The organism is Aeromonas sp. 160P (assembly GCF_055193095.1).
In genome coordinates this window covers 4,504,195-4,522,355 of the sequence record NZ_JBUXKV010000001.1, presented here as the reverse complement: position 1 = coordinate 4,522,355, position 18,161 = coordinate 4,504,195, and the positions used below count along the sequence as shown (strand labels likewise).

18 protein-coding genes are annotated in these 18,161 nt (G+C 57.9%); 7 read left to right on the top strand and 11 right to left on the bottom strand.

All coding sequences use genetic code 11. The annotated features are described in order from the left end of the window. Positions 1–55 precede the first annotated feature (55 nt). Both ACY8FN_RS20955 and ACY8FN_RS20950 read right to left on the bottom strand, forming a co-directional pair. A complete protein-coding gene (locus ACY8FN_RS20955) occupies positions 56–910 on the bottom strand; it encodes a DnaA ATPase domain-containing protein (protein ID WP_101318064.1) in 855 nt (284 codons plus the stop codon). 71 nt (positions 911–981) lie between these two features. Next, positions 982–1,680, bottom strand: a complete 699-nt coding sequence (locus ACY8FN_RS20950) for a DnaT-like ssDNA-binding domain-containing protein (protein ID WP_463101089.1) — start codon at positions 1,678–1,680, stop codon at positions 982–984. 237 nt (positions 1,681–1,917) lie between these two features. On the opposite strand from ACY8FN_RS20950, the gene ACY8FN_RS20945 reads away from it, so the two are divergent. Further along, a complete protein-coding gene (locus ACY8FN_RS20945) occupies positions 1,918–2,889 on the top strand; it encodes a response regulator (RefSeq protein ID WP_139690827.1) in 972 nt (323 codons plus the stop codon). Between the two features lie 74 nt (positions 2,890–2,963). On the opposite strand, the gene ACY8FN_RS20940 is transcribed toward ACY8FN_RS20945, so the two are convergent. The 5 genes from ACY8FN_RS20940 to ACY8FN_RS20920 form a co-directional block, all read right to left on the bottom strand. Continuing rightward, positions 2,964–4,361: a peptide MFS transporter gene (locus ACY8FN_RS20940; RefSeq protein ID WP_101318070.1), complete on the bottom strand. Its 1,398-nt coding sequence runs from the start codon at positions 4,359–4,361 to the stop codon at positions 2,964–2,966. Between the two features lie 213 nt (positions 4,362–4,574). Continuing rightward, positions 4,575–5,486, bottom strand: coding sequence for a UTP--glucose-1-phosphate uridylyltransferase GalU (galU, locus tag ACY8FN_RS20935; protein WP_303847123.1), 912 nt, complete (start codon positions 5,484–5,486; stop codon positions 4,575–4,577). A 95-nt stretch (positions 5,487–5,581) separates the two neighbouring features. Continuing rightward, the gene (locus ACY8FN_RS20930) at positions 5,582–5,902 is read right to left on the bottom strand and encodes a ComEA family DNA-binding protein (protein ID WP_463101088.1); all 321 of its coding nucleotides are present in this window, start codon (positions 5,900–5,902) and stop codon (positions 5,582–5,584) included. Positions 5,903–6,280: 378 nt separating this feature from the next. Beyond that, complete coding sequence (pta, locus tag ACY8FN_RS20925) at positions 6,281–8,452, bottom strand: phosphate acetyltransferase (protein WP_042018566.1); 2,172 nt, start codon at positions 8,450–8,452, stop codon at positions 6,281–6,283. 52 nt (positions 8,453–8,504) lie between these two features. Continuing rightward, complete coding sequence (locus ACY8FN_RS20920) at positions 8,505–9,707, bottom strand: acetate kinase (protein WP_042018565.1); 1,203 nt, start codon at positions 9,705–9,707, stop codon at positions 8,505–8,507. A gap of 304 nt (positions 9,708–10,011) precedes the next feature. Here ACY8FN_RS20920 and yfbV point away from each other — a divergent pair, with 304 nt between their 5' ends. Further along, on the top strand, positions 10,012–10,452 hold the full coding sequence (gene yfbV, locus ACY8FN_RS20915) for a terminus macrodomain insulation protein YfbV (protein ID WP_042018563.1): 441 nt from the start codon (positions 10,012–10,014) through the stop codon (positions 10,450–10,452). Between the two features lie 64 nt (positions 10,453–10,516). Here yfbV and ACY8FN_RS20910 read toward each other — a convergent pair whose 3' ends face one another. The 3 genes from ACY8FN_RS20910 to ACY8FN_RS20900 all read right to left on the bottom strand — a co-directional run bounded on the left by ACY8FN_RS20910 (position 10,517) and on the right by ACY8FN_RS20900 (position 12,201). Next, positions 10,517–11,017 (bottom strand): YfbU family protein, encoded by a 501-nt coding sequence (locus ACY8FN_RS20910; protein ID WP_042018561.1) that lies wholly within the window; start codon positions 11,015–11,017, stop codon positions 10,517–10,519. Positions 11,018–11,178: 161 nt separating this feature from the next. Continuing rightward, positions 11,179–11,643, bottom strand: a complete 465-nt coding sequence (gene bcp, locus ACY8FN_RS20905; protein WP_042018559.1) for a thioredoxin-dependent thiol peroxidase — start codon at positions 11,641–11,643, stop codon at positions 11,179–11,181. A 24-nt stretch (positions 11,644–11,667) separates the two neighbouring features. After that, on the bottom strand, positions 11,668–12,201 hold the full coding sequence (locus tag ACY8FN_RS20900; RefSeq protein WP_101346335.1) for a glycine cleavage system transcriptional repressor: 534 nt from the start codon (positions 12,199–12,201) through the stop codon (positions 11,668–11,670). A 205-nt stretch (positions 12,202–12,406) separates the two neighbouring features. Between ACY8FN_RS20900 and dapA the strand changes: the two genes are divergently transcribed. From dapA to ACY8FN_RS20885, 3 genes are all read left to right on the top strand, one after another. Then, positions 12,407–13,294 carry a 4-hydroxy-tetrahydrodipicolinate synthase gene (gene dapA, locus ACY8FN_RS20895; protein ID WP_463101087.1) on the top strand — a complete coding sequence of 296 codons (888 nt, stop codon included), beginning with the start codon at positions 12,407–12,409 and terminating at the stop codon, positions 13,292–13,294. Then, positions 13,287–14,414 carry an outer membrane protein assembly factor BamC gene (gene bamC, locus ACY8FN_RS20890; RefSeq protein WP_463101086.1) on the top strand — a complete coding sequence of 376 codons (1,128 nt, stop codon included), beginning with the start codon at positions 13,287–13,289 and terminating at the stop codon, positions 14,412–14,414. Before dapA ends, bamC begins: the two co-directional genes overlap by 8 nt. Positions 14,415–14,581: 167 nt before the next feature. Continuing rightward, positions 14,582–15,685, top strand: coding sequence for a phosphoribosylaminoimidazolesuccinocarboxamide synthase (locus tag ACY8FN_RS20885; protein WP_463101085.1), 1,104 nt, complete (start codon positions 14,582–14,584; stop codon positions 15,683–15,685). 128 nt (positions 15,686–15,813) lie between these two features. On the opposite strand, the gene ACY8FN_RS20880 is transcribed toward ACY8FN_RS20885, so the two are convergent. Next, positions 15,814–16,416 carry a short chain dehydrogenase gene (locus ACY8FN_RS20880; protein ID WP_463101084.1) on the bottom strand — a complete coding sequence of 201 codons (603 nt, stop codon included), beginning with the start codon at positions 16,414–16,416 and terminating at the stop codon, positions 15,814–15,816. 97 nt (positions 16,417–16,513) lie between these two features. On the opposite strand from ACY8FN_RS20880, the gene ACY8FN_RS20875 reads away from it, so the two are divergent. Together ACY8FN_RS20875 and ACY8FN_RS20870 are read left to right on the top strand one after the other, a co-directional pair. Continuing rightward, the gene (locus ACY8FN_RS20875) at positions 16,514–17,413 is read left to right on the top strand and encodes a LysR family transcriptional regulator (RefSeq protein WP_463101205.1); all 900 of its coding nucleotides are present in this window, start codon (positions 16,514–16,516) and stop codon (positions 17,411–17,413) included. 71 nt (positions 17,414–17,484) lie between these two features. Then, a complete protein-coding gene (locus ACY8FN_RS20870; RefSeq protein ID WP_463101083.1) occupies positions 17,485–18,126 on the top strand; it encodes a DUF2057 domain-containing protein in 642 nt (213 codons plus the stop codon). Positions 18,127–18,161 lie beyond the last annotated feature (35 nt).

The window sequence follows — 18,161 nt, the reverse complement described above, 5'->3', positions numbered from 1 at the left end:
TGACAGGGAGGAGAGAGTGCGAGCCGCCAGCGACTCGCACCCGATGGCAAGGGCATCAGCCGTTGTAGTTGCCGATGCTGGGGCGACGGCTGGGGCCGCTCAGGTGGATATCCACCGGGTTGAAGGCCTTGATCGCCTCGTAGCTGAAATCACCGATCGCCTGATGCAGGCTTTGGGGCGTATGGTTGGTGATGATGATGACGCTCTTTGACAGGTTGCGACGGCGGCGCAGCAGGTGGCCGAGGAAGCTGGACTGGCTCTCCGCCATCTTGGCGCGGTTGGCCGATACCTCGTCGATGATCAGCAGATCCACCTCTTCCAGCGCGCGGCGGTACTGGTTGCGCTCATCCTGATCGGGGATCACGTTGAAGAACAGCCGATCGACGATGGAGGCCCACTGCTGGAAGATCACCGATTTCTGATGCAGTGCGATCAGTTCATTGGCGACTGCGCCAGCCAGGGTTGATTTGCCGGTGCCGTAGTCGCCATAAATCAGCATGCAGCCGCCGCCGCTCTTCTCCCAGTGCTCGAAGCCGCTGATAAAGTAGCGGGCTGTCTCGATCGGATATTGCAGCGCGGGATCGTTGGCATCCATCTTGGCGAACACCCAGTCCGGGTTGAGGTCAGCCTGGGCAATCAGCTTCTGGATCCGCTCCTGACGGGCGGCCTTCTGCAGTTCGCGCACCTCGGCGTTGGCCTTGGCGTCGTACTCTTTACGCAGGGTCTCGTAATCATACTGGCCGCCACCGGTCTCGGCCTGCAGGCGACGAATGCGCTCCAGCAGGCCGCCAACGTGCTGGCTCAGCTCGGGATCGTGAATGCGATGATCCTGCTTGGCCTTGGCGATTCGCTTGCGCTTGGCTTCGATCTCTTCCAGCTCCTGGCGCAGGGGATCTTGCGGGTCAGTCATGGAATGCTCCTTCTGCTCGGTCAGGGATGGGTAGACAGGGGGTTGATTTTGCCTGCAGGCAGGGGCCGCTATCAATCATTATCCGGCTCCTGTTGCGGCGCTTGTTCCTGCGTTTGCTGTTGGGCCAGCCGCTTGGCCTCTTCGATCATCTGCTGGGCCCGTTTGCTCGGGCCCGCCTCGGCAGGGGCCGGCGTCACCTGCTGGTAACCCTGCTCCTCCATCGGCTTGCGGCGGGTATAGCGGCGGGTCTTGAGGGCCCGAATGAACTTGAGCATCCATTGATGCTGGGAGTCGAACACCTCGGGGCGCCCCAGCCAATAGGCGATAAACTCCCCCAGATCCTCTTCGCTGTAGCTGGCATCGATCACCCCGCACAGGCGGGCGAGGGCGGGCAGCTCCTCATCCGGTCGCCACTGCAGGTGCATCTGGAAGGGGCGCTCCGGTAGCGGGCTGCGCAGTTTCTGGACCAGTAGCGGCAGCAGAAACGGGCACTGATGGTAGTGCTCACTCTCTGCCTGTGCTTCGACCTGCAACAGCCCGGCCTCCATCAGCTCGTCGAACAGCTCGGTCAGCTGGCGGGCATTGACCTGAAACGAGAAACCGCTGGGATCACCCGGGTCGACCACCGCCAATGCGCGGCCAAGCTCGGGGTAGTTGAGCCGGGCCAGCTGATTTTCCTGCACCAGTCTGCGCAGTTGCAGGGTATAGAGGCTGCGCGCCGGATGGGACAATCTGGGGTGGGTAAGGGCGCTGTATTCGGCTGGGGTCATGGTGTTCTTTGTGATCCTACGTGGGGGCATTATCCCTTAAGGCGCCCACTTGCACAATTCAGATGGCGGTCTGAAGGGGTTGGATCACATCGCAAATGAACCGCTCGTGAACAGGGTTCTCCATTGAGCCATAACTGGATCCAGGTCTATTTTTGACGCAGGGTTTCCGCGCTGACCGCACTTTTGAGCTAGTCTTAGTATCTAAATAACCAGTTGACTAATAAGGTTTTTATCAAGATGCCAAAAGCCGGGCTACGGATCCTGGTGGTGGAGGACGAGGCCGTTTTTCGCCACTCGTTAGTGAGTTACCTCGCACGGGACGGGGCCACAGTATTTCAGGCCGAAGATGGCATTGAAGGGCTATCGGCGGCGGCGCTCTACCATCCCGACGTGGTGCTGTGCGATCTCAATATGCCCAATATGGATGGCCATGAGGTGATCGCCTGTCTCGCTGCTCGCTATCCCCATATTCCGGTCATTGTCATTTCTGCCCAGAGCACCATGGAGGCGGTCGCCAGCGCCCTGCGCGCCGGTGCGCGGGACTATCTGCTCAAGCCGCTTGAGAATTTCGCGCTGGTCGAGCGCAGTATCGAGCAGTCCCTTAACGGCAGCGCCAACCGGGCGCAGCAGCTGGAGCTGATGGATCACATCGATTATTTCAGTGCCCATGACAAAGCCGCCAGCCGTCTGCTGGCAGGGCTGAAACCGCCTGGTTTGCAGGAGTGGGGCCCCTGGCAGGTCACGTTCAAGGGGTTGGGTCACCTGTTTATCCCCGATACCTTCAAGGTGGAGGACAAGCTGCTGGTGCTGGTGATGGAGCTGCCCATCATGGGAACGGATGCGGCATTTTGCGGGGCGCTGGTGCGATCTCTGATGAATGTGCCCTATCGCCAGTTTCAACAGCACCAGAGTCGTTTGCTGAGCCAGCCGCACCGGTTGCTCGACTACCTTAACCATCAGCTGATGGCATCCGGTTTGCGCCACTCTTTTGCCATGGCGGCGCTGTTGTTTGATCAGCACGATGGCCTGGTGTTCGCTAATGCCGGACTCACCTCTCCCCACTGGTTGATGCGCTCCGGCGGCTTGCCCCTTGGCTTGATGCGCAGCAGCCACTACGCCCTGCACAAGCGCAGCTGGCATGAGCCCTTTGCTCTGCAGTTTCGTAGCGACAGCGGCGGATCGCTGGATGTGCAGGTACGCCATCACTGATGCCGCCTGACCACAGGCCAAAACAAACAGGGCGCCTATCGGCGCCCTGTTTGTTATTTACAATCCTGACCGTGTTAGACGGCGGCGGACTGCAGTTTCTTGTCGTGCGCTTGCGGCTCTTTGGCCGGGCCTTCGGCACCGTGCATCCAGTAGACCAGGCGGTTGGCCATGGTCAGCAGGATCAAGGCGCTCAGTACCGCCGCCAGGGCGATGCCACCGAAGATGGCAATCGGACCCGCTTCACCGACGAAGGAGCCGATAAAGCCGGCTGCATAGTTAGCCAGAGCAACGAAGCCGAACCAGGCACCCATCATCAGGGAGGCCAGACGCAGCGGAGCCAGCTTGGTCACCATAGACAGACCGATCGGGGAGAGGCAGAGCTCGCCCAGGGTGTGGAACAGATAAGCACCTACCAGCCAGAACATGGAGGTCTTGACTGCTTGATCGCCACCTTGCTGCAGCACTGCGCCGATCATGAACAGGAAGCCGACAGCCAGGAACAGCAGACCCATGGCAAACTTGACCGGAGAGTTCGGCTCTTTCTTGCCGAGCTTGATCCAGATGGCTGCCACGATCGGGGCCAGAGTGATGATAAAGAACGGGTTCAGGGACTGGAACCAGGCGGTCGGCACTTCGAAGCTGCCGATCATCCGGTCGGTATACTCCTGGGTGTAGAGGTTCATCAGACCACCGGCCTGCTCGAAACCAGCCCAGAAGATGATGGTAAACAGGCCCAGTACCAGAATAACTTTGATGCGATCCACCTCCTGCTTGGTCAGTGGCGCTTTTTGCTCATGGGTACGCAGGGCTGCAGCACGCTGGGCGGCGGTGACGCGACCTATGTTGCCGAGGAAACGCTGGGCCATGGTGGCCTGGATCACCAGAGAGAGCAGCATGCCGATACCGGCACCGACGAAGGCAGCTTGCCAGCCGTAGGCAGTGGCGGCAGCACCACAGATCACGCCTGCCAGCAGGGAACCCAGGTTGATGCCCATGTAGAAGATGGTGAAGGCACCATCACGGCGGTGATCGCCCTCTTCATAGAGGTCACCCACCATGGTGGAGATGTTCGGTTTGAACAGGCCGTTACCCACGATCAGCAGCGCGAGGCCGGCGTAAAACATGGTGTTGACCATATCCGGGAACATGGCATGGGGCAGTGCCAGAGTGAATTGACCCGCCGCCATCAGCACGGCACCGATCAGGATGGCGCGACGTTGACCCAGGAAGGTGTCTGCCAGCCAGCCGCCAATCAGCGGAGTGATATAAACCAGACCGGTATAGATACCGTAGAGTTTGAGGGCATCTGCCTGACTCCAGCCCAGACCGCCGTTGGCAGTCAGGTCAGTCAGATAGAGCACCAGCACGGCACGCATGCCGTAATAGGAGAATCTCTCCCACAGTTCGGTACTAAAGAGCAAAAAAAGCCCTTTAGGGTGACCTAAAAAGGTCCCTTTTGACGGGTTATTCATTGGAACTTCCACCTGTGTCTTATATTTTTTTGAGTTTTTTATGCAAGGGCGAGAAACACGCCTCAATCCTTATAGAACATGTGTGAATAAATTACAACATTATGATTTGCTGAGAATTTATTTGTCAGAGATTGATAAGATGTTGCATAAATGAAAAAGGAGCATCGAATGATGCCCCTTGAATACCTCTATAAAAAACAGATTTTTCAGCTATTACAACTGTTTGACGAACTGCTTCAGCCAATCGGTAAATTCACCATTCAGTTCGGCATGACGTACCGCATACTGCACATTGGCTTTCATATAGCCGAGCTTGCTGCCGCAATCGTGGCTCTTGCCTTTCATGAAGTAGGCGTTGACCTGTTCTTGCTCCATCAGCATGGCGATGGCGTCAGTTAACTGGATCTCGTCGCCAGCACCGGCCGGGGTTTTCTCCAGCAGTGGCCAGATATTGGAAGAGAGCACATAGCGGCCCACTACCGCCAGATTGGAAGGGGCTTCGTCCCGGGGCGGCTTCTCGACAATGGCTTGCATCGGCAGCGACATCCCCTCGCTCAGAACCTCGCCCCTGATGTCGGCAATGCCGTACTTGTCCACTTCGCTCGCGGGCACCGCTTCCACCATGATCTGGCTGATCTGGTTCTCTTCGAACATATGCACCATCTCGGCCAGATTGTCCTGCTTGAGGTTGCTGGCAACCTCGTCGATCAGCACATCCGGCAGCAGCACGGCGAAGGGGTTGTCACCGATCAGCGGACGGGCGCAGAGGACCGCGTGGCCCAGACCTTTGGCCTCGCCCTGGCGGACGTGCATGATGGTGACGTCTTTCGGGCAGATCTGTTGCACCTCTTCCAGCAGCTGGCGCTTGACCCGCTTCTCGAGGGTCGCTTCCAGCTCGAAGCTCTTGTCGAAGTGGTTTTCGATGGAGTTCTTGCTTGAGTGGGTGACCAGAATGATCTCCTTGATCCCGGCCGCGATCGCTTCGCGCACCACATACTGGATCAGCGGTTTGTCGACTACCGGCAGCATCTCTTTCGGGATGGCTTTGGTGGCTGGCAACATGCGGGTACCCAGACCGGCTACCGGGAGCACGGCCTTGCGAACAACAAGAGGAGTCTTTTTCATGGAAAACTATCCAGAGAGATGAAAGTGCCGCCATGATACTCCAAGAAAAATGGGGCAGCCACCGGCTGCCCCATTTGCAGCTGATCCATTCGACATTATTTGACGACAATCATCTCCCTGTTTGCATCTAGCGTGGCCGGACCTATGCCATTGACATCTGCCAGCTGATCGACCGAGGTGAATTTTCCCTGTTTATCACGGTAATCGATGATGGCTTGCGCCTTTTTGTCACCAATGCCTTTGAGGTTGGTGAGTTCGGCAAGGGTCGCCGTATTGATATTCAGTTTGCCGTCCTCCTTGGCGACAGCGGTTGTAGTGGTCTGCTTGGGCGCAGTTTTCTCCGCTGCCAGCACGGGTTGGCTGAACAGGGGCAAGCAGGCCAGCAGCATGACTGCAGAGAGCTTCTTCATCAGCATTTCCATTCCTCCTTGATGTGGATGTTGCCGAGCGGCACATTGAGAAATAGCGTATCGAACGGGTCTTTTTTACTGCAATTTCTGACAGGTCAGATCGCCATGCCGATGGTGGAAGATTTGCTATAAGCGCTCCGCTATGAATGCCCTCATACGTTCAACCTTATGATATTGAATGTATTTAATGTACATCTTTAATGTGGCGAGCACGCTTCCCCGAGATGCTCTGCTCAAGTCGTTGCTGGTGCGTCGGATGAGATTATTCTGCGCAACACTGCGCTGATGGCATGTATCACTGGTGTTCCAGTGATACTTAATAAAAAAGGCTGCTCACCAACGGTGAGCAGCCTTCGAGATCGGTTTTTTCAGGTAACGGGCTGATTACTCAGCCTGGGCAGCCTGAATACCGGTCAGGGCGATGGTGTAGACGATGTCGTCAACCAGGGCGCCGCGGGAGAGGTCGTTGACCGGCTTGCGCATGCCTTGCAGCATCGGGCCGATGGAGACCAGGTCAGCAGAGCGCTGTACCGCCTTGTAGGTGGTGTTACCGGTGTTCAGGTCAGGGAACACAAACACGGTAGCTTTACCCGCAACCGGTGAATTCGGCGCCTTGGACTTGGCCACGTTCTCCATGATGGCCGCGTCATACTGCAGCGGGCCGTCGATGATGAGGTCCGGGCGCTTGGCTTTAGCCAGCTCGGTCGCGGCACGAACTTTCTCTACATCAGCACCGGCGCCAGAGGTACCGGTAGAGTAGGAGATCATGGCTACGCGCGGCTCGATGCCGAAGGCGGCAGCGGAGTCAGCAGACTGGATGGCGATCTCGGCCAACTGCTCGGCAGTCGGATCCGGGTTGATCGCGCAGTCACCGTAGACCAGCACCTGGTCAGGCAGCAGCATGAAGAAGATGGAGGAGATCAGTGAGGCGCCCGGAGCGGTCTTGATGATCTGCATCGGCGGACGGATGGTGTTGGCAGTGGTGTGCACCGCGCCAGAAACCAGGCCGTCAACTTCGTTGCGCTCCAGCATCATGGTACCCAGTACCACGTTGTCTTCCAGCTGTTCGCGGGCAACCACTTCGGTCATGCCTTTGCTCTTGCGCAGCTCGACCAGACGCGGCACATAGCGCTCACGCACCATCGCCGGATCGATGATCTCGACACTGCTGCTCAGCACCACGCCTTGCTGTTCAGCAACGCGACGGATCTCTTCCGGGTTGCCCAGCAGTACCGGACGGGCGATGCCACGCTCGGCACAGATGGCGGCAGCCTTGATGGTACGTGGCTCTTCACCTTCCGGCAGCACAACACGCTTGTTGGCCTGACGGGCCAGCTCGGTCAGTTGATAACGGAATGCCGGCGGGCTCAGACGACGGGAGCGGGTAGAGCTGACAGTCAGCGACTCGATCCAGTGCTTGTCGATGTGGCCAGCCACATAATCCTGCACCAGCTCGATACGCTCGCGGTCATCTTCCGGAATATCGACGTTGAAGTTCTGCAGGCTGACTGCGGTTTGCCAGGTGTTGGTGCCGGTGATCATGATCGGCAGACCGGTGGCCATGGCCTGTTGACACAGAGCCATCACTTGCGGTTCCGGATGGTAGTTACCGGTCAGCAGCAGGGCACCCAGCTTGACGCCGTTCATGGCGGAGAGGCAGGCAGAGACGATGACGTCAGAGCGGTCGCCAGAGGTCACCAGCAGGCTACCCGGACGGAAGTGCTCAACCATGTTGTGGATGGAGCGGGCACAGAAGGTCACGGTCTGCAGACGACGGCTGTCCAGTTCACCCTTGTGCAGGATCTTGGCTGCCAGATGCTTGGCGAGATCCTTGGCACGGGGGGCGATCAGCTGGGTATTCCAGGGAATGCAACCCAGAATGCGCAGCGGGCTCTTGCCAAATACCTGCAGCACTTCCAGATTGTGGGCTGCTTCAGACATGTGGTGATGAGCTTCGAACATCTCGGTCAGGTCAGGGCGGGTCACGCCATGCTCGTCAACCGGGGCGCCGACTTTGTTGATGACGCAACCGACGATACGGGGGTTGTTGACACCACCGAAGTTGGAGCAGGCCAGCTCGATACGCTCTTTCAGCTTCTGGCTGGAGTCATGGCCCGGGTGGGTCACGAATACCATGTCAGCGTCCAGCGCTTTAGCGACGTCGTAGTTCAGCTTGTTGGCAAAGGGCTGCTTGTCGGTCGGCACCATACCTTCGACAACCAGCACTTCGGCACCACTGGATTTTACGTGCTCTTCGAAGCGAGCAACGATCTCTTCCAGCAGGATATCGGTATTGCTGGAGCTGATCATGTTCTCGGCATAGGAGAGAGTGAACGGCTCGGGCGGGTTGATGTTGGCAGCTGCACGGATAACGGCGGTGGAGCGCTCGGTACCGGTTTCACCCGGACGCGGCTGGGCGACCGGTTTGAAGAAGCTGACATTGACACCGTGACGTTCCATAGCGCGAACCACGCCAAGACTCACGGAAGTTACGCCGACACCAGTGCCGACCGGGATAAGCATAATAGTGCGTGCCACTTTATACCCCTTGTTCATTTTTGGGATCAGGAAAAGGCCGCCCTGGGGCGGCCTCGAGTTACTGCATCAATTAAGCGCCAATCAGTTCCAGCGCATCGTGGGCAATGACCCACTCTTCATTGGTCGGGATAACCAGGGCCTTGGTGGAGCCAGCCTTGGTGATCTCGCCACCCTTGCCGAAGCGGGCAGCCAGGTTGGCGTCGTGATCAACGTCAAAGCCCAGCAGACCCAGCTTGTTCAGGGTGATTGCACGGATCGGTGCGGAGTTTTCACCGATACCACCGGTGAAGACTACGGCATCCAGACGACCGTCCATGGCGGCGGCGTAAGCACCGATGTACTTGGCCAGGCGGTAGCAGTAAACATCCATGGCACGCTTGGCTTCTTCTTTGCTGTCGTAGTTGTCTTCAACGAAACGGCAGTCGGAGGTCACTTCGGTCAGACCCAGCAGGCCGGACTCTTTGGTCAGCATGGTGTTGATATCAGCAACGCTCATGCCCAGCTTGTCGTGCAGGAAGAAGATGATGGCCGGGTCCAGATCGCCGGAGCGAGTGCCCATCACCAGGCCTTCCAGTGGGGTCAGACCCATGGAGGTATCAACAGACTGGCCATTCTTGATGGCGCAGACGGAACCGCCGTTGCCCAGGTGGCAGTTGATGATGTTCAGCTCAGAAACCGGCTTGTTCAGCTGCTTGGCAGCTTCCAGGCTGATGTAGTAGTGGCTGGTGCCGTGGGCGCCGTAGCGACGGATGCCGTTCTCTTTGTAGAGCTTGTACGGCAGAGCGTACAGGAAGGCCTCTTGCGGCATGGTCTGGTGGAACGCGGTGTCGAATACGGCAACGTTCTTGTCAGCCAGCGCCGGGAATACACGGCGAGCTTCACGGATACCGATCAGGTGAGCCGGGTTGTGCAGCGGTGCGTACGGCACGGCGGCTTCGATGCCAGCGATGACGTCTTCGCAGATGACGACGGAGGAGGTGAAGCGCTCACCGCCGTGTACTACACGGTGACCGATAGCGATCAGGTTTTTGGCCAGTTCCGGATTGAGCGGCAGGATCTTGTTGACGATGAAGTCCAGCGCTTCCTGGTGAGCGGCACCAGCGCCCAGATCGGCACTGCCTTTCTCGCCATTCAGTTTCCACTTGATGCGGGCGTCGTCGAGGCCGAAGCACTCAGCCAGGCCGGACAGCAGGTCATCACCGGTGGTTGCGTCAATGACAGCAAACTTCAGGGAAGAGCTGCCACAGTTAAGAACAAGAACCAGCTTACTCATGAATAAATCCTATCGCAGATTGGGGGGTGTAGGCGGATGCGTTGGACGTTGTGCGTCCAAAAAATTTCAACTAATCCTTATGAGGGTTGGCAATCTATTGCTTGCCCCTTGTATAGTGATACAAGACCCGAAATCCAGACGTCCCTGACAGGTCAATAGCGAGATGCTTTTGACGCAAAAATGGGCGTACAAAGGATAACCCGATTGTTGAAAAATAACAAAGTCATCCTCAACCTTTGTTATTTTGCATCAAATTTTGTCGCGGTTTTGCCGTTGTTACGTTCAAAAAGCGCTCGGAGGTAGTATGAGCATGAACATTTTTGGAACCAAGTTACAGCAAGGGCGTCATTATATGACGCTTTGGCCGCGCCGTCCCGAGCTCAATTCGATGTTTCCTGAAAATCGGGTGATCAAGGCTACCGAATTTTCCCTCAAGGTTATACCTGCCTTGGCAGTGCTCAGCGTGATGCTGCAGTTCCAGTTTGGCGAGCTGCACTACTGGCCCTCCGTCATCACCTCAGTGCTGTTTCTGCTCAGCTTGCCGCTGCAGGGCTACTACTGGCTCGGGCATCGAGCAGATACTCGTTTGTCCCCTTCTCTTGCCAGCTGGTATCGGGAGATCAACGGCAAGATGAACGAGCAGGGGGGGCGCCGTCCGCTGGTCTCCCAGCCGCGCTATGAGGAGCTGGCCGATACCCTCAAGGCCGCCTTCCAGCAACTCGATAAATCCTTTCTCTACGAATAAACCCCCTTCTTATACAAAAAGGCGCCGCTGGCGCCTTTTTTGCTGTTTGGTGATGGCGTGAGGATCAGGCCGCCAGCACCTTGCGGATCTCTTGAATGGAGAGCTTGTACTGGCGCGGGCACTGACGCCATACCTGCAGCATCCGCTGGTATTTGTCGCGCATGGCGATGTCGCTGGAGAGTTCGTCGCACGGGCACTTGAGCTCTGGGAAGCGCTTGTCTACCTCCAGCAGGAAGCAAACATAGTCGGCCAGCTCACGCTCCTGGCTGCGGCTGTAGCCATTGAATTCCAGACGGCTGGCGTTGATTTCACCCTGATCGGCCCCATCCAGATTACCCCATGAGATAGCCAGCGCGTGGTGCAGCTCCAGGGTATCGATTACCTCCTGGCAGGTCGCCAGATCCAGATGGCTGAAGCTCTTCTCCAGCTCGAGGATCTGCAGGCAGTAGCCGCGCTCAATGATGGTGCTGGCACGTTGATAGAAAGCCGCTTTTTCAGGATTGAGTTTCGCCAGAATTTCGTACTGGTTGCTCAGGATCAAACGCTCGGTGTTGCTCATGTTCATGGGGTATCTCGCTGGAAGATGATTCTGGGGTCACGTTAACCCATATATAAAATGAATTTTTTGATCTGGGCGGGGATTGGTGAGAAAAATCAGCGGGCAAGAGGCTATTCGCCAGACAACAAAGGCCCGCGTGGCAGGCCTTTCAATGACGCAGGGGAGGGTTATCCCTTGAGGAAATTCAACACCACCTGATGGTGATCACTGGTTTTGAACTTGTCGAAGTGGTGGGCAATCTTGCCCTCTTCGTCGATCAGGAAGCTCTGGCGGTGAATACCGTCATACTCCTTGCCCATAAATTTCTTCGGGCCCCAGACGCCAAACGCATCGGCCACGGCGTGATCCTCATCGGCCAGCAGGGTGAAGTTGAGCTGGTCCCGCTCTTCGAACTTCTTAAGCCGTTTGGCTGGATCCGGACTGATGCCAAGTACCACCACATTAAGGGCGGCCAGCTCGGCGTTCACATCGCGCAGGCTGCAGGCCTGGGTGGTGCAGCCAGGGGTCATCGCCTTGGGATAGAAGTAGACCAGTACCTTCTTGCCGCGCAGGCCAGCGAGACTGACCTGATTGCCATTCTGGTCGGGCAGGGAGAAATCGGGGGCGGGGCTGCCAGCTTGTAATGGTTGCATGGGGTCTCCTCGGGTAAAACGCCCTCAGGCGTGTTTGCGATTGACGATAAACTCGAACGATTCGGCACCCAGTACACCACAGAATGCCGCGAAGGCGGTTTGTGAACCCTCGACTTCCCCTGCTCGGGCCAGATTGAGCTGAAAACTGATCTTGAGCAGGTTGAACGGCTGCTGCTCCAGGGTCATGGATTGCATCGCCTGGATGTTCCAGCCATGTTCGCTGAAGAACTGGGTGCACTGGCTTACGATGCCGGGCTGGTCGCGGATCAACAGCTCGGCACTGGCGCCGATATCATACTGCAGGGAGTGGTGGCGCTCGGTGCGCTTCATCATGGTGATGAGGTCCCACTCCTGGCTGCGCAGGGGCAGGCTGATCTCGAGTTGCATCATGCTGTTCCAGTCGCCCGAGAGCAGCATGATAAAGGTAAATTCATTGCCGAAGATGCCAAGGCGGCTGTCGACGATGTTGCAACCACAGCCACTGACGTGGCGGGTCACTTCATTGACGATGCCAGGCCTGTCCGTGCCGATGGCCGTTACGACCAGGTAATGAGTCATAAATCTTCTCTCGTCCATTATTTTGTTGCGAAAGCGACCGTGGCAAGCCAACCCTCTGGCCGTGATGACCACTCCCTGATGGGCGCTGCCGACTTTCGTTCATTACTTTTTGTGGCGGATGGTATCACGGCTTATCCCCTCTCTCCCTTGTTTTTAAAAGGGGGCAGCTTTACCATTACGCCCCTGAAAATCGGGAGAAATATCCATGTTACGCGGTAGTATTGTTGCGCTCGTTACCCCCATGCTGGCTTCAGGTGAAGTCGACTGGGCCAGTCTGGCCAAGCTGGTCGACTATCATGTCAGCGCCGGGACCAGCGCCATTGTTGCGGTGGGTACCACCGGGGAATCGGTGACCCTGAGCGAGCAGGAGCATATCGCCGTTGTTGAAAAGACCGTTGAGTATGCCGCCGGTCGCATCCCCGTCATCGCCGGTTGCGGCTCCAATAATACCGCCCATGCCATTGAATTGACCAAACGGCTGGCCAAAACCGGTGTAGTGGCAGGTCTCTCGGTTACCCCTTACTACAACAAACCTACCCAAGAGGGCCTCTATCGCCACTATTGTGCGATCGCCGAGGCTAGTGGTCTGCCCCAAATTCTTTATAATGTGCCCGGTCGCACCTGCTGCGATCTCAAACCGGAGACCGTAGCCCGTCTGGCCAAGGTTCCCGGCATTATCGGTTTGAAAGAGGCGACCGGTGATTTGAGCCGCACCCCGTTATTGCGTGAGCTGTGCGGGCCGGCGTTTGCCCTTTACAGTGGCGACGATGCCACTGGTTGTGATTTTATGCTGCAAGGTGGCGATGGTGTTATTTCGGTTACCACCAATATTGCAGCGGCCCAGATGGCCGACATGTGTCGTGCTGCGCTGACCGGTAATGCCGGACAGGCCCATGACATCAACAATCTCTTGATGCCGTTGCATCAGACTCTGTTCTGCGAACCGAGTCCTACCCCGGTGAAATGGGCCTGTGCCCAGCTGGGGTTGATTGCAACAGCAACCTTGCGTTTGCCGCTGGTTGACCTCACTGCCGAGGGCGAACAAGCGATGGCGCGAGCACTGACCACTGCGGAGTTGATGGCGAGTGTTTAAATCAAATGGAAAGGGAAATAGAGCCCGTCTGGTGCTGAGCGTTGCGACCGTAGCCGTATTGGCTGGTTGCAGCACCCCCCAGGATCGCAAAATGGCCAACCGGGGCTTCGAATATGAAGATGCTCGCCTCGAGGGCCGTGCGTTCTTGATCCCCGCAGGATTGAGCGCCCCCACTTTCAATAGCCAGTACGACATTCCGCCGTTGCCCGAGAGCAGCCGTGAAGGTGCCCTCGGCGCCAAGATTGACGTGCGTCCGCCAGCCCAACTATTGACCGTGGTACCGGGCAGTCAGGTGGTGCAGGCTGCAGCCGAACCGACCGTTGCCTTCTATGCCCTGAGCACCAGCCAGAGCGTGGAGCGCGATACCTGGTCGTTCCTGATGAACTTCCTGGCCAAATACAAGGTGACCACCGAGAAGCTGGATCAGCAAGATGGCGTATTGCAAACCGGTTGGTTTGACAACACGGTTGCCCTCGATGGCTGGGGTGAAGATGACGAAGATTTCAAAATCCGTCAGCGTTACCAGTTCACTTTGCGCAACGATGTGCAGCGCCATGCCGTCAACATGTCGGTACGGGTGCTGGATCATGAAGAGACCATTGATGGCGAGACCAGCAACAAGCTGACCCCTGCCGATGCCCAGCGCTATGCCGCCCGGGTGCTGAACCAGTTCTCCCTCTATTACGACCAGCAGTTGAAAGCTCGCGAACAGCACAAGTCCAACGATGGCATGGCGCTGCAACTGGGGCTGGACAACAACGAGCTGAGCGCCTGGATTGCTGAAGGCTCCTTTGATCAGGTGTGGCGTCGCCTCAATCAGGTACTGCCCGCTTACGGTTTCATCATCAAGGACACCCAGCAGTCACTGGGCTGGATCGACGTCGAGTACGAAGAGCCGGGCGCCAAGTTCTGGAAAGAGAAGGGCAGTGAACCGTTCAAACTGGAGGAGGAGAAGTTCCGCTTCCAGCTGGGCGAGATGGCGGGAGGCAAGACCTCCATCACCTTGTTCGACAAGGATAAGAAGCCGGTCTCGTCAGGGGTCATCTCCCAGATGTATATCAGCCTGTCCGAGGCGTTCGCCAAAGGGCTGGCCGATCAGGCAGCAGCAAAAGCAGAATAAATACAGGGGCCTTGTGCCCCTGTTTTTATATCGGGATCCCTCTGCAAACGAGGGCGAATGGTGCATGTTTTCAATGATGTGAGCCCCCTTGCCATCACGTGGTAACCCGTTGATGGGAAACGTGGCTTGCGATGTTTACCCCCCACAAACAGGAAGAGTTATCAGCCATGAGTCTTGCAGATCAAGTATTGGCGGTGAATGACGATTTGCCGATCCGTACCGATAAACCTGTCCATTCCGGTAAAGTGCGCAGCGTCTACTGGTTGACCCCGGCCGACAGTGCCCGGCTCATCAAAGAGAAAGACTATGATGTGCCAGCCGATGCGCCGCTCGCCCTCATGGTGATCAGTGACCGCATCTCGGCCTTCGATTGCATCTGGCAAGGTGTGGATGGCCTGAACGGCGTACCGGGCAAAGGGGCGGCGCTCAACGCCATCTCCAGCCACTGGTTCAAGCTGTTCAAGGAGAAGGGACTGGCCGATAGCCACATTCTGGATATACCGCACCCCTTCGTCTGGATCGTGCAAAAAGCCCGTCCGGTGATGATCGAGGCCATTGCCCGCCAGTACATCACTGGCTCCATGTGGCGTGCCTACAAGGATGGCGAGCGCGAGTTCTGCGGCATCACTCTGCCAGAAGGGCTCAAAAAGGATCAGAAACTGCCGGAGATCCTCATCACCCCCTCCACCAAGGGTGTGCTGACAGGGCTGGATGGCGTGCCGGAAGCCGATGACGTCAACGTCTCCCGTGCCGATATCGAGCGCCACTATAAAGGCTTTAACTTCAGCAAACCGGCCGACATCGACCGCTACGAAGTACTGCTCAAAGAGGGCTTCAACGTCATCAGCGACGCGCTGACCGCGCTGGATCAGATCTTCGTCGATACCAAGTTCGAGTTTGGCTACGTTCACGATGCGGCGGGCAACGAGAAGCTGATCTACATGGATGAAGTGGGTACCCCCGACAGCTCCCGTATCTGGGACGGCGCTGCCCTGCGCGATGGTCAGATTGTCGAGAAGTCCAAAGAGGGTTTCCGCCAGTGGCTGCTCAACCACTTCCCGGATCCGGACATCCTGCTCAACAAGAACCGCATGCCGGAACGTTTCGCCCTGGCCCGTGACAACAAGCTGCCCACCGAAGTGATGATGGATATCTCCAACACCTACGTCGGGATCGCCGAGAAGATCATCGGCCACAAGCTGGTGCGCTCTGCCAATCCCAAGCAGGAGATCATCGAGGTGCTGCGCGAACAGTACGGTCTGATCGACTAAGGGTTGCCCTCTTTTTTTGCCATCGAAAAACAAACGTTTGCTGGTGGCGAAAGAGAGAGGCAGAGAAACAGACGGGCCCCGCTGCGGGGCCCGTTTTTATTGCTGATCTGGCGGCAAGCGAGCGGCGATCAGCCGTTGACCCTGAACACCTGACCGGTCTGGATGCCCAGCACCGACTTCTTGTAAGCCTGCGCCACCTTGGCGGCGGGCACCGGCACGAAGCCCGGGAAGAAGTCGGCGTATTTGTCCATCGACTCCTCCAGCACGGTGGGGCTCACCACATTGATGCGCAGGCCGTGGGGCAGCTCGCAGGCGGCGGCTTTGACAAAGTGATCGATGGCACCGTTGACGGTGCTGGCGCTCACTCCCCAGTTGATTGGCTCCTCACTCAGGATGCCGCTGATCAGGGTGATGGAGCCCTTGTCATTCAGATAAGGGATGGCGGCGCGGGTCAGGTTGATCTGGCCCATCAGCTTGCTCTCCACTCCCACTTGCCACTGCTCGTCGGTCATCTCGGTCAGGCCGTTGAAGGCCACGCTGCCGCTGGCCACCACCAGTGCATCAAACTGGCCCACCCGGGCAAACAGCGCCTTGATGGAGACGGGATCGCGCATGTCGACCGTGGCATCGCCACGGCTGTGGCCGACCCGGATCACCTGATGATCTTTGGCAAGCAGTTCACTGACCGCGGAGCCGACGGTGCCGGAGGCACCCACAATCACAATTTTCATCTGCATCACTCCTGGTTGGGATGTATTGATTCTAGCGCAACAAAAAATGCGAAAAAGCGCATAAAATAAACCCATTGTTTCCATATTGGAGCTAATGATGGATATCGCCCATCTGGCCAGCTTTTATGAAGTGGTGCTGCGAGGCAGTTTCTCGGCTGCGGCCGATACGCTGGGGGTCAGCAAGGGGATGCTGAGCCGCCACGTCAGCGCGCTGGAGTCCTCCCTCAATGCGCAACTGTTGCAGCGCACCACCCGCCGCCTCAGCCTGACCGAGGCGGGCAAGACCCTCTATCAGCAGGCGGGAGAGATCTTCGCGCTGGCACGGCAGGTGGAACAGGATATTCAGGCACTGACCGAAGAGGATGGCGGCCGTCTGCGTTTTACCTGCCCGGTCAGCACCGGCGATCGCATGGTGAGCGAGCTGCTGACCAGCTTTGCCGCGCTCTGCCCGGGGGTTGAGGTGGAACTCAATTTCACCAACCAGATGGTCGACATGAGTCAGGGGGAGAACGACATCGCCCTGCGCGCCATGAACGAGGTGCCGGACAATCTGGTGGCCCTGCCGCTGGGTCGGCTCAAGGATGTGGTGGTCGCCAGTCCCGCACTGGTGGCGCGCGAGGGGCGTCCTGTCACTCCCTATGAGCTGAGTGGCCGCAGCTGCCTGTTGCAGGGGCACAATCCAGCTTGGGAGCAGTGGCACTTCATCCGCGAAGGGGAGGAGGCCCACATTCTGGTGCAGGGCAAGGTGCGGGCCAACCACTACAGCACTGTGCTGCAGTTGGCGCGCGCCGGTATGGGCTATGCCAAGTGCCCGTTGATGCTGGTGGAGCCCGCGCTGGCAACGGGAGAGCTGGTGACCGTGCTTGACGAGTGGCAGAGCGGCCTGCATCAGCTCCATGTGCTGCATGCCCAGCAGCGGCGGGTGCCGCGCAAGATCCGGCTGTTCAAGCAGGTACTGGCCCAGTGGTTTGCCGAGCGGCCCCGCTATCTGCTTTGAGCCACGTTATTTTTCTGTCATCTTCGACTGTTACCCTGCGCCCATCATCGGCATCAGGAAGATCAGCGGGAATGAAGAGCAATAGAGGGTTGACCGGGTTTGTGCTGCTCTGTGCAGTCTTGGGGGCAGGCAGTGTGCAGGCCATGGTGGAAGTGAAGGTGCCGGACAATTTCCGCATCCTCGCGGTGAGCAACGGCACCTTACAGGATGAGCAGCATGCCACCCTGGCGGATGGCGAGCAGCAACTGCTGGTGCGCTTCGAAGGGGTGATCCCCAGTCGCAGCAGCAGCGAGAATGATCGGCAGGTGCGCTCCGAGCCGCAGGTGGTGCGCTATCAGGCGAGTAATCAGCGGTTGCAACTGGTGGCGAGCGTACCGACCGATGAGCGGGGGATGCAGGCCTATGCCAAGGCCCCGGTGGTAGGGTTGCAGGATAATGGCCGGGCGCTTGCCATCCAGCAGGATGCGCTGGTGACTAGCGGCATGCTGCTTGGGGTTGACTGGAACGGCAAACTGGCGGAATACAACCGCAGCGGTGGCAAGGCGGCGCTGACGGCAGTCGCCCTTGCTGCGCAGCCAACGGCCACGGTCGCCAGTGGTGCTCAACCCGTTGTGGCAGCCAGCGAGCTGGAAGGGCAGTTGCAGCAGCTGTTCCTCAAGGCCGATCCGGCTCTGCGCAAGCGCTTTATCGGTTGGGCCGTGCCGCAGCTTTAAGTTTGTTGCCCGTTGCAGTAACGTGGACACGCCTT

Bases quoted from the DNA above. Each gene is read 5' to 3' on its own strand.
- ACY8FN_RS20955 (WP_101318064.1), bottom strand. From the start codon at position 910: ATGACTGACCCGCAAGATCCCCTGCGCCAGGAGCTGGAAGAGATCGAA.
- ACY8FN_RS20950 (WP_463101089.1), bottom strand. From the start codon at position 1,680: ATGACCCCAGCCGAATACAGCGCCCTTACCCACCCCAGATTGTCCCAT.
- ACY8FN_RS20945 (WP_139690827.1), top strand. From the start codon at position 1,918: ATGCCAAAAGCCGGGCTACGGATCCTGGTGGTGGAGGACGAGGCCGTT.
- ACY8FN_RS20940 (WP_101318070.1), bottom strand. From the start codon at position 4,361: ATGAATAACCCGTCAAAAGGGACCTTTTTAGGTCACCCTAAAGGGCTT.
- galU (WP_303847123.1), bottom strand. From the start codon at position 5,486: ATGAAAAAGACTCCTCTTGTTGTTCGCAAGGCCGTGCTCCCGGTAGCC.
- ACY8FN_RS20930 (WP_463101088.1), bottom strand. From the start codon at position 5,902: ATGCTGATGAAGAAGCTCTCTGCAGTCATGCTGCTGGCCTGCTTGCCC.
- pta (WP_042018566.1), bottom strand. From the start codon at position 8,452: ATGAACAAGGGGTATAAAGTGGCACGCACTATTATGCTTATCCCGGTC.
- ACY8FN_RS20920 (WP_042018565.1), bottom strand. From the start codon at position 9,707: ATGAGTAAGCTGGTTCTTGTTCTTAACTGTGGCAGCTCTTCCCTGAAG.
- yfbV (WP_042018563.1), top strand. From the start codon at position 10,012: ATGAGCATGAACATTTTTGGAACCAAGTTACAGCAAGGGCGTCATTAT.
- ACY8FN_RS20910 (WP_042018561.1), bottom strand. From the start codon at position 11,017: ATGAACATGAGCAACACCGAGCGTTTGATCCTGAGCAACCAGTACGAA.
- bcp (WP_042018559.1), bottom strand. From the start codon at position 11,643: ATGCAACCATTACAAGCTGGCAGCCCCGCCCCCGATTTCTCCCTGCCC.
- ACY8FN_RS20900 (WP_101346335.1), bottom strand. From the start codon at position 12,201: ATGACTCATTACCTGGTCGTAACGGCCATCGGCACGGACAGGCCTGGC.
- dapA (WP_463101087.1), top strand. From the start codon at position 12,407: ATGTTACGCGGTAGTATTGTTGCGCTCGTTACCCCCATGCTGGCTTCA.
- ACY8FN_RS20885 (WP_463101085.1), top strand. From the start codon at position 14,582: ATGAGTCTTGCAGATCAAGTATTGGCGGTGAATGACGATTTGCCGATC.
- ACY8FN_RS20880 (WP_463101084.1), bottom strand. From the start codon at position 16,416: ATGAAAATTGTGATTGTGGGTGCCTCCGGCACCGTCGGCTCCGCGGTC.
- ACY8FN_RS20875 (WP_463101205.1), top strand. From the start codon at position 16,514: ATGGATATCGCCCATCTGGCCAGCTTTTATGAAGTGGTGCTGCGAGGC.
- ACY8FN_RS20870 (WP_463101083.1), top strand. From the start codon at position 17,485: ATGAAGAGCAATAGAGGGTTGACCGGGTTTGTGCTGCTCTGTGCAGTC.